11 protein-coding genes are annotated in these 14,818 nt (G+C 56.9%); 4 read left to right on the forward strand and 7 right to left on the reverse strand.

Translation table 11 applies throughout. From position 1 onward, the window contains the following. Nucleotides 1-171: 171 nt before the first annotated feature. On the forward strand, nt 172-1,719 hold the full coding sequence (locus ACR0BI_RS20560; protein WP_480562865.1) for a hypothetical protein: 1,548 nt from the start codon (nt 172-174) through the stop codon (nt 1,717-1,719). A 182-nt stretch (nt 1,720-1,901) separates the two neighbouring features. Then, nucleotides 1,902-2,789 carry a DMT family transporter gene (locus ACR0BI_RS20565; RefSeq protein WP_223117259.1) on the forward strand — a complete coding sequence of 296 codons (888 nt, stop codon included), beginning with the start codon at nt 1,902-1,904 and terminating at the stop codon, nt 2,787-2,789. Here the strand turns inward: ACR0BI_RS20565 and ACR0BI_RS20570 are convergent. Continuing rightward, entirely contained in the window at nt 2,765-3,286 is a 522-nt protein-coding gene (locus ACR0BI_RS20570; RefSeq protein ID WP_480562864.1) for a glutathione peroxidase, read from the reverse strand. The two genes, ACR0BI_RS20565 and ACR0BI_RS20570, sit on opposite strands and share 25 nt — an antisense overlap. Before the next feature lie 143 nt (nt 3,287-3,429). Between ACR0BI_RS20570 and msrB the strand changes: the two genes are divergently transcribed. After that, nucleotides 3,430-3,876 carry a peptide-methionine (R)-S-oxide reductase MsrB gene (msrB, locus tag ACR0BI_RS20575; protein WP_170399151.1) on the forward strand — a complete coding sequence of 149 codons (447 nt, stop codon included), beginning with the start codon at nt 3,430-3,432 and terminating at the stop codon, nt 3,874-3,876. Next, nucleotides 3,876-4,388, forward strand: coding sequence for a peptide-methionine (S)-S-oxide reductase MsrA (msrA, locus tag ACR0BI_RS20580; RefSeq protein ID WP_170408742.1), 513 nt, complete (start codon nt 3,876-3,878; stop codon nt 4,386-4,388). The genes msrB and msrA overlap by 1 nt, the downstream gene beginning before the upstream one ends. A gap of 26 nt (nt 4,389-4,414) precedes the next feature. Here the strand turns inward: msrA and ACR0BI_RS20585 are convergent, their stop codons facing one another. From ACR0BI_RS20585 to gltB, 6 genes are all read right to left on the reverse strand, one after another. Next, entirely contained in the window at nt 4,415-6,418 is a 2,004-nt protein-coding gene (locus tag ACR0BI_RS20585; RefSeq protein ID WP_170819278.1) for a hydantoinase/oxoprolinase family protein, read from the reverse strand. Nucleotides 6,419-6,480: 62 nt separating this feature from the next. Next, nucleotides 6,481-7,518 carry a tRNA epoxyqueuosine(34) reductase QueG gene (queG, locus tag ACR0BI_RS20590; RefSeq protein ID WP_480562863.1) on the reverse strand — a complete coding sequence of 346 codons (1,038 nt, stop codon included), beginning with the start codon at nt 7,516-7,518 and terminating at the stop codon, nt 6,481-6,483. A 76-nt stretch (nt 7,519-7,594) separates the two neighbouring features. Next, nucleotides 7,595-8,260, reverse strand: coding sequence for an FtsZ-binding protein FzlA (gene fzlA, locus ACR0BI_RS20595; protein WP_170399162.1), 666 nt, complete (start codon nt 8,258-8,260; stop codon nt 7,595-7,597). Nucleotides 8,261-8,320: 60 nt separating this feature from the next. Next, entirely contained in the window at nt 8,321-9,061 is a 741-nt protein-coding gene (gene mtgA, locus ACR0BI_RS20600; RefSeq protein WP_170399165.1) for a monofunctional biosynthetic peptidoglycan transglycosylase, read from the reverse strand. Between the two features lie 38 nt (nt 9,062-9,099). Next, nucleotides 9,100-10,068, reverse strand: coding sequence for a Hint domain-containing protein (locus tag ACR0BI_RS20605; RefSeq protein ID WP_480879137.1), 969 nt, complete (start codon nt 10,066-10,068; stop codon nt 9,100-9,102). A gap of 167 nt (nt 10,069-10,235) precedes the next feature. Then, a complete protein-coding gene (gene gltB / locus ACR0BI_RS20610; protein WP_170515240.1) occupies nt 10,236-14,768 on the reverse strand; it encodes a glutamate synthase large subunit in 4,533 nt (1,510 codons plus the stop codon). Between the last annotated feature and the right edge of the window lie 50 nt (nt 14,769-14,818).

Below are 14,818 nucleotides of genomic sequence, written 5' to 3' on the forward strand. Positions count from 1 at the left end.
GCCGAAGACAGATCGCAAGATCGAAGGGGTCGCCACCGGGCGGCCCTTTTTTTGTCTGAATAAGTTATGTAAGCATCTGATTAATATCGAGTTTTTGCCGCTATCGCCATAGTTGTGTCATATTCCTCATCCACTCGCTTAATGGGAAGTATTATTGAGGAATCTCGATTTATGGCACGATATCAAACCACTGAATTCGATACAGAAAATCAATTCGACTGGGCAAGCATCCAATACACGATTGAAGACGATGTTGTCGTTGCAACGCGGACGACTTTTGATGCCGGATACGAGGTCTTCGGGACTTACGAAGACGGCGTTTTGCGTCAGGAATTTTATGTCGGAACAGATGAGGCACTGGGCTTTGATAATCGGTTCATTGACTATGACGCCAATGGAATAATGACCGAACGCGGAACGGTTTACCCAGACAGTATCCGCGTGACCGAGACCTTTCAAAATGGTGTTCCGAATGAGATTCTCATCCAAGATGGGTTTTTCGGAGACGGTGCAAAATCCTGGAACCAGATCGTTCTACGCTATGATGCGTCGGGCAATATCATAGGCCGCACGATAACAAACGATAATGGTACCCGGACGGTTGAAGCCTTCGCGCCCGGTCATTTCAGTACTGTTCAGGACTTTCTACAAACCAAATCCTGGGATCGGATCGACACGTTCTTCGATGTCAACGGAGAGACAACCGGACGGACGACCACCTATGACAATGGAATTATCAGACAGGAAACGTGGACAGACGGACAGCGTAGCAACGTAACGCAGACAGACGGAAGCGACATAAAGTCGTGGGAAACCATCAGCACCTCATTTGATGGCAGTGGAAAGAAATCTGAAAAGACAACGACATATGACAATGGAGTCGTGAAACATGAGATCTGGTCAAATGGCCAGCGCGTCAGCATCAGCCAGACCGATGAGCTGGATGCGAAATCCTGGGATTCGATCACGACCACCTATCAGGACGGACAAATCTCAGAACGTCGGCTGGAGAAAGATAATGGGGACGTAACCGTTACACTTTATGCGGATGGAAACCGTTCTGACGTGCTGCAACTGGACGGGGACGACAGTGCTTCTTGGGCATTGAAGGTCACCAGCTATCCAGACGCAGGCGGGAAAGAGATTTCTTTGTATGAAAAGGTCGAGGACATCCCTGAATCCTTGTTCCAATACTTCCCGGAACTGACCGCGCCTGACCCGCTTGAAGAGTTCGTGCTGGATTTCAATGACGGAACCCGCATCAATGACAGTGATCAGGTGCTGAATGGTGCATTTATTGCAAGTGTTAGCAAAGGGCAGAGCAACACTGATGGTATTCTAACCCCATACGAATACGGTGGCTCAAACCCCGACCCCGACCTGGAGGCGTTCAATTCCTGGGGGGCAACTGTCGGCTTCTCGAAAAGCGATGGCGAAGAATTCAACTTCAACAGCGTTTCCTTGGCCAATGCTTCCAGATCGGACACCACGTATATTCCTGAATCGAACTGGGCAAACCAAGTCACTATCAATGCCTATAATGGCGATGAGCTGGTGCACTCCGCAGAGGTCGATCTGACATTCGATCACGTCACACACGAGTTTGACTGGCGCGATATTGATCACGTCGAGTTCGTTGCATCGGGAGGTGAAATTACCAATGACCATGTCGAGAACGCGGGTTGGTTCTCGATGGACGATCTTAGCTTTTTCGCCTGAATCAAGCGACAAGCTGAATCATAATGATGAGCAGCGCTTTTCTACAAAAAGCTCTGCTCATTCTCATTGCGCGCAAGCTCAATGATGCCAACTATCGGGCGACCCCGCTATTCGACGCAATGGGTCCTTGCAGCTCATGTTAAAATCAGGAACAGTCGCCCGAATTTCATCAGGAGGCCGTAATGGACCTGCGCGCCATCGCCATGGGGCTTGTTTTCGCCCTCATCTGGTCTTCGGCCTTCAGCTCGGCGCGGATCATCGTTGCCGATGCCTCGCCTTTGTTCTCGTTGGCGCTGCGATTTCTGATTTCGGGACTAATTGGCGTGGCGATCGCACGCGCCATGGGGCAAAGCTGGCGCCTGACTCGCAACCAATGGCGCGCCACTATTCTGTTCGGAATCTGCCAAAATGCTCTTTATTTGGGTCTAAACTTCTATGCGATGCAGACAGTCGAGGCTTCGGTCGCGGCGATCATCGCCTCGACTATGCCCCTGCTGGTAGCCCTAGCCGGCTGGCTGCTATTGGGTGAGCGGATACGCCCGCTGGGCATCGTCGGCTTGCTGGCAGGTTTTGTCGGTGTCGCGCTGATCATGGGTAGCCGGATTAACGCTGGTGTCGATCTGTTCGGGGTTCTGCTCTGCGGAATCGGAGCGCTTGCGCTGACCTTTGCCACCTTGGCTGTTCGGGGGGCGACTTCGGGCGGTAACTTCATGATGGTGGTTGGGCTGCAGATGCTTATCGGATCGGCGGTGCTGTTTCTCGCCGCCCCGGTGTTCGAGTCTATTCATATCCACGCCACACTGCCTTTTGTGCTGGCTTTTACCTACACCACGCTATTCCCGGGCCTTCTGGCAACTTTCATCTGGTTCCTGCTACTGGATCGCATCGGCCCGATCCGTGCAGCAACGTTCCATTTCCTCAATCCGGTATTCGGCGTGACCATCGCCGCCATTTTACTGGGTGAGAAGCTGGGCCCATTGGATGCGGTGGGGGTTCTGATCACAACGCTGGGAATTCTTGCTGTACAGCTGTCGCGCGAACCCGGTCAGCGCAGTAACGCCTCGACCTGATCTATCAATTTAGGCGCATTTGGCTTGGTGCTTGACCCATAGGTGGCAACGACCTCACCCTCGGGGCCAATTAGCACTTTGTTAAAGTTCCCATTCGGGACAAAGCCAGTCTGCGCAGCGACAGCTCGGTAAAACGGATGGGCATCCGAACCTTTCACTGGAGTGATATCCGTCATCGGAAGCGTAAGGTCATAATTTAGTTCGCAAAAATTCTTGACCTCTTTCGACGACGCCAGCTCTTGTTTGAACGAATTCGACGGGACCGCCAGTACCACCAGCCCGCGTTCTTCATATGTTTCGTGCAGCTCCTGCAACGCTGCGTATTGTCCGGTAAAGCCGCAAAGCGACGCCGTGTTGACCACAAGCACGGGCTGTCCGCGCCAGTCTTCCAGTGATATTGTCCCACCATCGATTGATGAAAATTCGCCCGTCAGTGGTGCCGCCTGAAGGGCTTTGCCCAACAAGATCAGAGCAGTCAACAGAGCCATACGGAACATCACTTCACCTCCTGTTATAAATCATACGCGCTTTGCATTCGTTTGGATCAACTGCACAGACCCGCGAGCGCGCTGTAATATGGTTTTGATTCCTGCGCATCTATGCCCAAATAGGACATCATCATTCAAACACCGGAGGATCCATGTCCCGTTATACCAAAGACCCCGAGGTCATTGCGGCCCTCTCACCTGAAGAATTTCACGTCACCCAGCGCAGCGGCACCGAACGCCCGGGCACTGGCAAGCTGTTGAACAACAAGGAACCGGGCATCTACGTGGATATCGTCTCGGGCGAGCCGTTGTTCGCCTCGACCCACAAATACGAATCCGGCTGCGGCTGGCCCAGTTTCACCAAGCCAATCATACATGAACATGTCGAAGAGTTTCGCGACACCACTCATGGCATGATCCGGACCGAGGTCCGCTCGAAACACGGCGACAGCCACCTGGGCCACGTGTTTCCCGATGGGCCCCGCGAACATGGCGGGCTACGCTATTGCATCAATTCCGCCTCGCTGCGGTTCATTCATCGCGACGAGATGGAGGCCGAAGGTTATGGCGAATTTCTGATCCATGTGGAGGATATCTGATGACCGATGAACGCGCCGTTCTGGCCGGAGGCTGCTTTTGGGGCATGCAGGACCTGATACGCAAACTGCCCGGCGTCTCGCGCACCCGCGTCGGGTACACCGGCGGCGATGTGCCAAACGCAACTTATCGCAACCACGGCACCCATGCTGAAGGGATCGAAATCTGGTTCGACCCGACCCAGATCACCTATCGCGATCTGCTAGAGTTCTTTTTCCAGATCCACGACCCGACTACCCTGAATCGTCAGGGCAATGACCGCGGAATGAGTTATCGCTCGGCGATCTACTATGTGGACGATGCCCAGAAACAGGTGGCCGAAGATACAATTGCCGATGTCAACGCCAGCGGCATTTGGCCCGGCAATGTGGTGACCGAAGTCGAACCCGTCGGCGATTTCTGGGAAGCCGAGCCCGAGCATCAAGATTACCTAGAGCGCATCCCCAACGGATACACCTGCCATTTCCCGCGCCCGGACTGGGTGCTGCCAAAACGCTCCAGTGCGGCAGAATGATATGCGCGGTATAGCCCCTTGCGGGGCTATCCGACCGCCACCCGAGGTCGTCCGCTCGCCTCAACCGTGATCAACGCTTCGACGAATACTTCTTGCGCCTCAATCTTGGCGGTGCGGATATCGCGGTCGACTGTCACGCGTATATCCTCGGCACCTGCTTGGCGCACCGCGCCCTCAGCCTCGTTGCGCAGCACATCTTCAAGCAACTGTAGAGCGGAATTCGAGTCCGAGAAATCCTGCGGCCCCTCTTCCAGATGTACCCGATAGCGGCCTTCGGCCGGGGACGTAACTGAACCGGCCCGCCGAAGGGTCAGCCGCCCGACAACCGCACCGATGGCATTTGCAACACCGGCATGCTCTGGCAGGACCATCTTGCAATGCAACCGCTCTCCGACTGCTGGGTAATAGCTGGGGGCCGAAGCCCCAAGGCCCACGACATCCACATTCAGCGCGGCATCCAATGCCAACAACCCACGGTGTTTCGCCAGCCCGCGCTGCGTCAGAACATGCCGGGCCAGATCTCTTGCAGGCTGGTCAAACCCATGGCTTTCCTCGGCAAAAGCAGTCTCTAATAAGGTCAATGAGGTTTGTTCCGTCAACTGATCGACAATGAGCTGAGCCAGCGCTTCAGGCGATGCTGCCAGCTTGTCCCCTGATCCAACCCGCTTACGCGCCATCAGTTCCAGCGCCTTTAGCGCTGCCGAGCAGTCCCAATCCGCAAGCCGCCCCAGAGCATGGCTGGCATCCGAAGGGGTGACACCCGAGACCTGTACGATCCCGCGATCCACCAAACGGCCCAGTGCCCCATGCTCCATCCGGGTTTGCAACAGACTGCTGAGCGGCACAACACGATCCTCCAACCGGTCCAGTAATACTGTTTCACGCGGCCCGACCCCATCGGCGGGGATACCCGACACACGACGGGCAAACCTCGTGTCATGTTCACCTACGGTCGTCGCCCGCAATTGCTCATCCAATGCCGCATGTACCACATCCGGGGCCTCAGCTGCGATCAGCGACACCGGCAGCACCCGACGCGGGCCAAGGAAGACACCACCGCCTAGGCCTTCGGTCACCACATGCACCTGACTGTCACCGCCCAAACCATGAGTCCGCATCGCAACCGCTTCGACCATGGTCCGGAAACCGCCAACCTGCGCGCCTGCAGGGTCGATGGCGGGTTTGCCATCCCGGATCAGCGCGACGTCGGTCGTAGTCCCGCCGATATCGGACACCAGCGCGTTCTCAGCTTCGGTCAACCAGCGCGCGCCAACGATAGAGGCCGCAGGGCCACTTAGGATCGTTTCAATCGGACGCTCCCGCGCCTGCTCGGCGCTCATCAAAGCGCCATCCCCGCGCACAACCATCATTGGGGCGGTGATGCCCTGCGCGCGCAACTGATCCTGCGCGCGCCCGATCAAGCGGTCGATCATCCCGATCAATCGTGCATTCAACACGGCGGTCACCGCACGCTTTGGCCCATTCAGCTTGGCCGACAGGTGATGAGAGCACGTGACCGGCACTCCCGTACGCTCGGAAATCACGCGCGCCACTTCCAGTTCATGCGCCGGATTCCTGGTCGCGAACTGTGCCGCAACCGCATAACCGGAAATGCCTGAATGTGAGTCTAAAAAGGCCTCAAGCCCTGCAACATCCAATTCGGCGACCTGACCCCCGGCATGGTTGTGCCCACCGGCCAGAACCAAAGCCGGATCGCCCTTCAACGCCTCTCTTAGACCGTGTTTCTCAAGGTCGCTTTCCCGAAACCCGACATAGATCAACGCCACGCGCCCGCCCTGGCCTTCGACCAACGCATTGGTGGCCAGCGTTGTCGACAACGATGCCATCCCAATCTGATCCGGAGACACATCAGCCGTCTCTAGCACAGCAGAAACCGCGCTGCCCACACCAATCGCCAGATCCGCTCGTGTGGTCAGCGATTTGGCCGACGCGATCACCTCGCGCTCATCCCGGATCAGCACCGCATCCGTATAGGTTCCGCCCGTATCCACCCCCAAAGCCAACGCCATCGGGTCCTCCATCTGTTCGCCAGAACCGGGTGTAGCGTTTTCCTGCGGCGCGTCCAGCCTGTTTACGACAACCGGGATGCCGCCCAGCGCGCGGCATCAGCCACGGTCGGATCCGGATCATCGGTCAGCGCCTGTGCAACCTGCAGTAACGCCGGCACCGCTGAGTTCCCAATCGCATAAAGCACGTTCCGCACGAACCGATTCCGGCCGATCCGCTTTATCGGCGAGCCCGAGAACATCGCGCGGAATGCTGTATCATCCAGCTGTGCCAGTTCCGCCAACGGAGGCGCCTTTAGCTCCTCCCGCGCCGCATAGCGAAGGTCACTGGCCGCGACCGCAAACTTGTTCCACGGGCAGGCCGCAAGACAATCATCGCAGCCATAGATTCGGTTGCCCAACAGCGCGCGCAACTCTTCCTCCACCGGCCCTTTATGCTCGATGGTCAGATACGAAATACAGCGCCGCGCATCCAACTGATACGGTGCCGGAAAGGCGTCGGTTGGGCAGGCTGTTAAACAGGCGCGGCATGAGCCACAATGATCAACCTCAGCGCCATCCACAGGCAAATCTAAAGTTGTGAAAACAGACCCTAAAAAGGCCCAATTTCCCCAATCCTGACTGACAAGATTGGTATGCTTGCCCTGCCACCCCAGCCCAGCGGCCTGCCCCAGCGCCTTCTCTGGCACCGGAGCAGTATCGACAAACACCTTCACCTCACCCCCACCCTCGGCAATCAGCCAGCGCGCCAATCGTTTGAGGCGCTTCTTAACCAGATCGTGATAATCCTTGTTCTGCGCATAAACCGAAATGGCGCCCAAGTTGGAATGCGCCAGCACCGCAGTCGGGTCATGCTCGGGCGTATAGCTCTCCGCAAGCATGATCACCGACCGCGCGTCAGGCCACAGCACAGACGGATCACCGCGCCAATGAGCCCGCTCAGCCATCCAGCCCATCTGGCCATGATATCCGGCTTGTAGAAAGGCATCCAACCGTTCGGGAACAAGGGGCACATCCCAAGGGTGACAAACCCGACAGGCGACAAACCCCTCAGACAAGGCTTGCTCCACCAACCGCTGTTTCAACTCCGATCCGCTCTTCATCTGGCCAAAAATACCTTCGGGGGTGAATTGGCCCAATGGCCAAGAGGGGGCGGACAGCCACCTACCCCTCAATCTATCAGAAATCCAGATCCGCGTAATGTGGCGGTGGCCGGAATCCCGGAACCTGATCCGCCAGAATCGAGCGGAACGCCGGGCGGGATTTGATCTTGGCGTACCAGTCCTTCACCGCAGAGCTTCGGTTCCAATCTACGTCCGAAATGTAATCCAGCGCCGACAGATGCGCCGCCGCGGCGAAATCGGCCAATGTCATCTGATCTCCGGCCAGCCAGCGACGGTGATCCAGCAGCCAGGCCATATAATCCAGATGATATTTGATCGCGCGCGCGCCTTCCTTGACGTTCTTGCTGTCCGGATAGCCTTGCCCTGTTACTTTCTTGTTCACCCGCTCATACAGTAGCTTTGAGGTCACCTCGTGGTGAAACTTGTCATCAAACCAGCCTACCAAACGCCGCACCTCATAACGTGCTTCGGCTTTTTTAGGCATCAAGGGTGGCTCGGGTCGGGTCTCTTCGATATATTCGCAGATCGCGGCGCTCTCGGCCATGATCTGACCATCCAGTCGCAGCACAGGAACCTTACCCGCCGGGTTGCGGCGCAAAAAATCCGGGTCCTGTTCCCAGTATCGTTCTTCGACCAGCTCAACCTCGATCTTCTTTTCGGCCAGAGACAGGCGAACCTTGCGGCAATAGGGCGAGAGGGGAACGTGAAACAGACGCGCCATGAACTTCCATTCGAACCAGTAGAGTACCCTTCAAGCTTTAGCCGCTGAGGGGTCTGGGTTTCAATCCTCGAAACACGCGGCGCGTCCATCTGCGCGGATGGTGGCCGCTCCATCCAGAATTGACGCGGCACGCCTGCGGGTCCGCACCGATGGATCCGTAACCGACCGGTTGCGCGGGGATGGCAGAATCGCCGCCACACGCGCCGCTTGTGTCGGAGACATCTTTGCCGCACTTACCCCATAGTACTTCTGCGCCGCGGCCTCGACGCCAAAGATCCCTTGTCCGGTTTCCGCGACGTTCAGATACACTTCGAGAATGCGCTGCTTGCTCCAGACGATTTCAACAACCGGAGTCATCGAGGTTTCAAGCGCCTTGCGGACCCAGCTGCGCCCTTGCCAGAGAAATACATTCTTGACCACCTGCTGCGTGATGGTCGATGCACCCCGGCTGCCGCCATCTTCCAGCGCATCGCGGATCGCTTCGACATCAAAGCCCCAATGCAGGCAGAAGTTGGCATCCTCGGCTGCTACGACCGACCGCGCCATGATCGGTGCAATCTCTTCGATCGGCACCCACTCGCGATCAACCTTCCCAAGCCGACGCCACTCGGACCAGATCGTATGCGTGACCGGCGGGTTCACGACTGAATAGATCAGAACCAAAGACACAAAAGCCACGACCATCGCCAGAACAACACGAAGGGCCCAGCGCCGTATCCGAGCGATGGGGCCTGTTGTTTTGTTTGATCTGGACGCCCTCTTTTTCTTACCGCGCGGTTTGCGGACTGCTTTTTTTGCCATGCCTTGCTATACGCCGCGAAGGGCGTATTTGAAACGGATTATTTCGACAACATCTGTCCGTCGCGCGGTCGCACAACCGGGCGTGCAGTTCTGACTGAGGCTGCTCCGCGCGCCGCCAACTCCGGGAACAAGGCCAATACTTCTGCTTGCGTCCGACGCTCGGCCTGGGTCAGTGCATGTCCCGGGTAGTAGCTTTCACTTTTGGCGCCATTGGCGAACACGATCTCATGTCGCCGGAACAGAATGTGGATATAATCCACCTCGCCCCCTTCGACACGCGTGACTGTTGTTCCGTTCACAAGACAATGGGCAGCGATCAGAACTTCTTCATGGCCAAACAGGTAGGGTGCACGCCAATCATCGATCAGCATCCTGTGCTGCGGCGAAACAAGCAGAGGGCGCGTGAGCCCGAACATCCCTGTCTCGAAGCGAATTGGGGCCAGTTTACCCTCGGCTGCTACCTTGGTCCGACCAATCCAGAGCACAGGTTTAGCGCCGCTATCCGCGGTCGTAACCAGATCTCCAAGTTTCAGGTCCTCGACCGGCCGGGGCCCATCGAGGGTATTAATCAATGTGCCGGGCGTAAAGCAGGGCGGACCGAGATCACCGTTGGCGATATCGACCGAACCAAACGAAGCCCCATCATCGCTGAAATCGGTGACTGAAGAAGAAACAAACGTGCCTTGCTGCAGAACCGATCCGTCTGTTGGGGTAAAAACCTCGCGCCCGTCAGCAAGGTAGAAGGTAACGCCGGTATATGTAACCTGCGCACCACCTGGCAACTCGATGGTCACCATATCATTGAAGTAAGACGCAGTGATATCAGATCCGTCAACCGAGTCTCCATTCAGCCGGTTGACCAGATCATCGTCATTCTGATCGATGATATCAAAGAACTCGACGTTGAGCGTGGATCCAACAACGGTTCCGTTCGCACCCGGATTGGCCGGGTCGAGCACAAAAAACTGATCTGTATACGTCGTGGGCACACCGATATTCCACTTCACTCACATCATTGGGATAGCAGCATGCCTGCATTTCCCGAATAAACTATGACTAAAGCTAGGCGTTATGCACGGCATTACACAAGAATTGGAAACAATATGGCCAGACAAAAGAATACCCGGCGTGTTGGGAACGACACGCCGGGCCAAAGATTTAGATCTCTCAAGACCTATTCTGCAGGAACCGCCGCCACTTCGGTGGTCAGAGGATGACTGAGCTTGTTCAACATCTCTTTTGGGCAAACCTGCAGGAAGTTGGTCTTTTCCACATCCCAATGCTGTAAGATATCAATGGCTTTGCGGCTGTTGGTCTCCGCGACATGGCGCTCGATCATTGCTTTCAGCTGATCTTCCCAATGGTCCACTGTCACCGGACAGGTGACAAGCGTCTCCATATTCATCAGCGCCTCAGCTTTGCCTTCGGGGTCGTACAGATAAGCCATACCACCCGTCATCCCCGCACCAAAGTTGGCACCGATATCGCCGAGAATAACCGCAACACCGCCGGTCATGTATTCACATCCGTTCGAGCCGCAGCCTTCGATCACCACTCTGGCACCTGAATTTCGCACCGCGAACCGCTCACCTGCGCGGCCTGCTGCAAATAGGTGGCCATCGGTGGCACCGTATAGGACGGTGTTGCCAATGATGGTGTTATATTCCGCCTTGAGCGGGCTCACCTGCGGGGGTCGCACAACAATCATGCCGCCCGAAAGCCCCTTGCCGACATAGTCGTTGGCATCACCCGAGACCTCCAGCTTGAGACCTGGAGCGGCAAAAGCCCCCAGCGACTGGCCGGCCGAACCCTGCAGTTTCACATGCAAGTGATCGTCCTGGAACGTGTTCCGCATGCCGAAATTCTGGACGATGTGGCTTGAGACACGCGTACCCACGGTCCGATGCGTGTTCTGCACCGCGTAAGATAGTTGCATCTTCTCACCGTCTTTCAGGAATCGCGCCGCATCGCGCACAATCTCGGCATCCAGCGTATCCGGCACTGCATTACGATCCTTGTCGCGGTTGTAGACGATATCATGTGCGCCATCGACGGTGATTAACAGCGGGTTGAGGTCCAGATCATCCAGATGCGCCGATCCGCGGCTGACCTGTGCTAGCAGATCAGCACGACCGATGATTTCGTCAATCGAGCGTGCGCCGAGGCTAGCCAGCAGTTCTCGCACTTCCTGTGCGTAGAAGGTGATCAGGTTCACCACCTTGTCCGCGTTACCAGTAAACTTGGCACGCAACGATTCGTCCTGCGTGCACACCCCGACCGGACAGGTGTTCGACTGGCACTGGCGTACCATGATACAGCCCATTGCGATCAGGGCGGCGGTGCCGATGCCGTACTCCTCTGCCCCCATCATCGCGGCCATGACGATGTCACGACCGGTGCGCAGGCCACCATCCGTCCGCAGAGTCACACGGTCGCGCAGGTTGTTCATCGCCAGAACCTGATGGGCTTCGGTCAGGCCCATTTCCCATGGCAGGCCGGCATATTTGATACTGGTTGCGGGCGACGCACCCGTCCCGCCATTGTGACCCGAAATCAGGATAATATCCGCTTTCGCCTTGGCCACACCGGCAGCAATCGTGCCAACGCCCGAAGACGCCACCAGCTTTACCGTCACCTTGCAACGCGGGTTGATCTGTTTCAGGTCATAGATCAGCTGCGCCAGATCCTCGATCGAGTAGATGTCGTGGTGCGGCGGCGGTGAGATCAGGGTCACGCCCTTGGTAGAATGCCGCAGACGCGCGATCAGGTCTGTGACTTTCATACCCGGTAGCTGACCGCCCTCACCCGGTTTCGCGCCTTGGGCGACCTTGATCTCAAGCTCTTCACACTGGTTCAGGTACTCGGCGGTTACGCCAAACCGGCCCGAGGCCACCTGTTTGATCTTGGCCGACGGGTTGTCACCGTTGGGTTCAGGCACAAAATGCGCAGGGTCTTCACCACCTTCGCCGGAATCCGACTTCGCGCCAATCCGGTTCATCGCCACGTTCAGTGTCTTGTGCGCCTCGGGGCTGAGCGCGCCCAGCGACATGCCTGGAGTGACAAAGCGTTTGCGGATTGAAGTGATCGATTCGACCTCTTCGATCGGCACCGGCTTGCCCAGCGGCTTGAAATCCATCAGATCGCGCAAGTGAATCGGAGGATTGGACTGCATCTTGGCCGAATACTGTTTCCACAGCTCATATGAGGCGCGGTTACAGGCCATTTGCATCATGTGCATTGAGGTTGCTTCCCACGCGTGGGTCTCACCCGATTTACGCGCTTTGTAGAAACCTCCGATGGGCAGAACATCCAGACCGCTGTCCCACGCCTTGGCATGAATTTCTTCGACTTTGGTCTGAATGCCGGTGACACCGATGCCGGAGATACGACTGGTCATGCCCGGGAAATACTCGGCCACCATCGCGCGGCTGAGACCCACGGCTTCGAAATTCAGACCACCGCGATAGGACGAGATCACCGAAATACCCATCTTGGCCATGATCTTGAGCAGACCCTGGTCGATGGCTTCGCGATAGCGCGCAACGTTTTCGGTCAGGGTGCCGTCCAGCAGACCACGGTCAATGCGATCAGCCAGTGAGTCTTCGGCCAGATAGGCGTTCACAACAGTCGCGCCACAGCCGATCAGAACCGCAAAGTAATGAGGATCAACACATTCAGCAGACCGCACGTTCAGCGAACAAAAGGTCCGCAAACCCTGACGGGTCAAATGCGAATGCACAGCACTGGTGGCCAGGATCATCGGCATCGCCACACGACCTTGCCCTGAATTCATGTCAGACAGAACCAAGTGACCCGCGCCCGAGCGCACGGCTTCCTCTGCTTCGGCTCTAACACGTGCCAAGGCGGCGCTCAGAGCGCCTCGGCCGGGTTCAAAGCTACAATCGATCTCCGCAAGGGGTGAACCCAGTTGATTGACCAGGGTGTCCCATTGTGCATTGCCGACAAAGGGGCTTTCCAGAACGATGATCTCGGTCTGGCTGCTGTCTTCGTCCAGCACGTTCTTAAGGTTGCCGAACCGCGTCTTCAGCGACATCACACGGTATTCACGCAAACTGTCGATCGGAGGGTTCGTCACCTGGCTGAAGTTCTGCCGGAAAAAGTGGCTGAGCGGGCGGTATTGCTTGGACAGAACAGCCGAGGGCGTATCATCCCCCATCGAAGCCAGCGCCTCTTTGCCGTCCTCTGCCATCGGGGCAAGAATCTGTTCTAGGTCTTCTACAGAATACCCGGCCGCGATCTGACGCTTGCGCAGTTCTTCTCCGGTGAATTTCGGGTGTTCCGTCACGCCCGCAAGTGACTCGTCCAGATCGTTGATCTTGCCGACCCAGTCGCCAAACGGCAGTGCTCGGGCCAGTTTGTCCTTGATCTGCTTGTCGCGGAACAGCTTGCCCTTTTTCATATCGACAGCCAGCATCTGGCCCGGTCCCAGCGCGCCTTTTTCGGTCACGGTGGCCTCATCAATCGGCACCATACCCGCCTCGGACCCCGCGATGACCAGACCATCGCCGGTTACCACATAGCGCATCGGGCGCAGACCATTCCGATCCAAACCGGCACACACCCAGCGGCCATCCGTCATTGCCAGCGCAGCAGGGCCATCCCAAGGTTCCATCACTGAATTGCAGTAGGAATACATGTCGCGCCAGCTTTGCGGCAGCTCGATAGCTTGCTTGGACCAGCTTTCCGGAACCAGCATGGTCTTCGCCATCGGCGCCGAGCGCCCCGCACGCACCAAAACCTCGAATACCGAGTCTAATGCGGCAGAATCCGACGATCCGCCCGCAATGATCGGCTTGATGTCCTCGGCATAGACGCCAAAGCTGTCCGAGGTCATGCGGATCTCGTGGCTTTTCATCCAGTTGATGTTGCCTTTCAGCGTGTTGATCTCACCGTTGTGGGCCAACATACGGAAGGGCTGGGCCAGCCACCATTGCGGGAACGTGTTGGTCGAATAGCGCTGGTGGTAAATCGCAAAAGCGGACTCGAACCGCTCATCCATCAGGTCGGGGTAGAAAACAGCGACCTGCTCGGCCAGCATCATGCCTTTGTAGATGATCGACCGGCAAGACAGCGACGCCAGATACAGCCCCGAGATTCCTGCGGCCAGCGCCGCTTTTTCAATACGGCGACGAATGACATAGAGCTCACGCTCGAATGTCTCTTCATCCACGCCTTTGGAGTTCGAGATCAAAATTTGCTCGATCTCGGGCCGGGTCGCGTTGGCCTTTTCGCCCAGACAGGTCACATCAACCGGCACATGTCGCCAGCCATAAATATAGTAACCCATGCGCAGAACTTCGGTTTCGACTATGGTCCTGCACTGTTCCTGCGCGCCAAAATCCGTGCGGGGCAGGAAAACCTGACCGACAGCAACCAGTTCATCCAAGTTTGGTTCATGACCCGTGCGCCGAATCTGATCATAGAAGAATGGGACCGGGATCTGAACATGGATACCTGCGCCATCCCCGGTTTTACCGTCCGCATCCACCGCGCCGCGATGCCAGATTGCCTTTAGCGCATCGATCCCCGCATCCACCACCTTGCGTGACGGCTTACCATCGACGGACACAACAAGGCCCACACCGCACGAGGAATGCTCTTCTTCCTCTGAATAGAGACCGTTTTCTGCCATCCATTTGCGCTTGGCTTCCTCGGCCCGCACCCAATCGGCATCATATTTGGTCATTGGCTGTCTCCTTCTTCCCAAGGGGGCACACAGGCTTTTGTTCATCTGTC

Source organism: Ruegeria sp. E5, assembly GCF_056534105.1.

Bases quoted from the DNA above. Each gene is read 5' to 3' on its own strand.
- ACR0BI_RS20560 (WP_480562865.1), top strand. From the start codon at position 172: ATGGCACGATATCAAACCACTGAATTCGATACAGAAAATCAATTCGAC.
- ACR0BI_RS20565 (WP_223117259.1), top strand. From the start codon at position 1,902: ATGGACCTGCGCGCCATCGCCATGGGGCTTGTTTTCGCCCTCATCTGG.
- ACR0BI_RS20570 (WP_480562864.1), bottom strand. From the start codon at position 3,286: ATGTTCCGTATGGCTCTGTTGACTGCTCTGATCTTGTTGGGCAAAGCC.
- msrB (WP_170399151.1), top strand. From the start codon at position 3,430: ATGTCCCGTTATACCAAAGACCCCGAGGTCATTGCGGCCCTCTCACCT.
- msrA (WP_170408742.1), top strand. From the start codon at position 3,876: ATGACCGATGAACGCGCCGTTCTGGCCGGAGGCTGCTTTTGGGGCATG.
- ACR0BI_RS20585 (WP_170819278.1), bottom strand. From the start codon at position 6,418: ATGGCGTTGGCTTTGGGGGTGGATACGGGCGGAACCTATACGGATGCG.
- queG (WP_480562863.1), bottom strand. From the start codon at position 7,518: ATGAAGAGCGGATCGGAGTTGAAACAGCGGTTGGTGGAGCAAGCCTTG.
- fzlA (WP_170399162.1), bottom strand. From the start codon at position 8,260: ATGGCGCGTCTGTTTCACGTTCCCCTCTCGCCCTATTGCCGCAAGGTT.
- mtgA (WP_170399165.1), bottom strand. From the start codon at position 9,061: ATGGCAAAAAAAGCAGTCCGCAAACCGCGCGGTAAGAAAAAGAGGGCG.
- gltB (WP_170515240.1), bottom strand. From the start codon at position 14,768: ATGACCAAATATGATGCCGATTGGGTGCGGGCCGAGGAAGCCAAGCGC.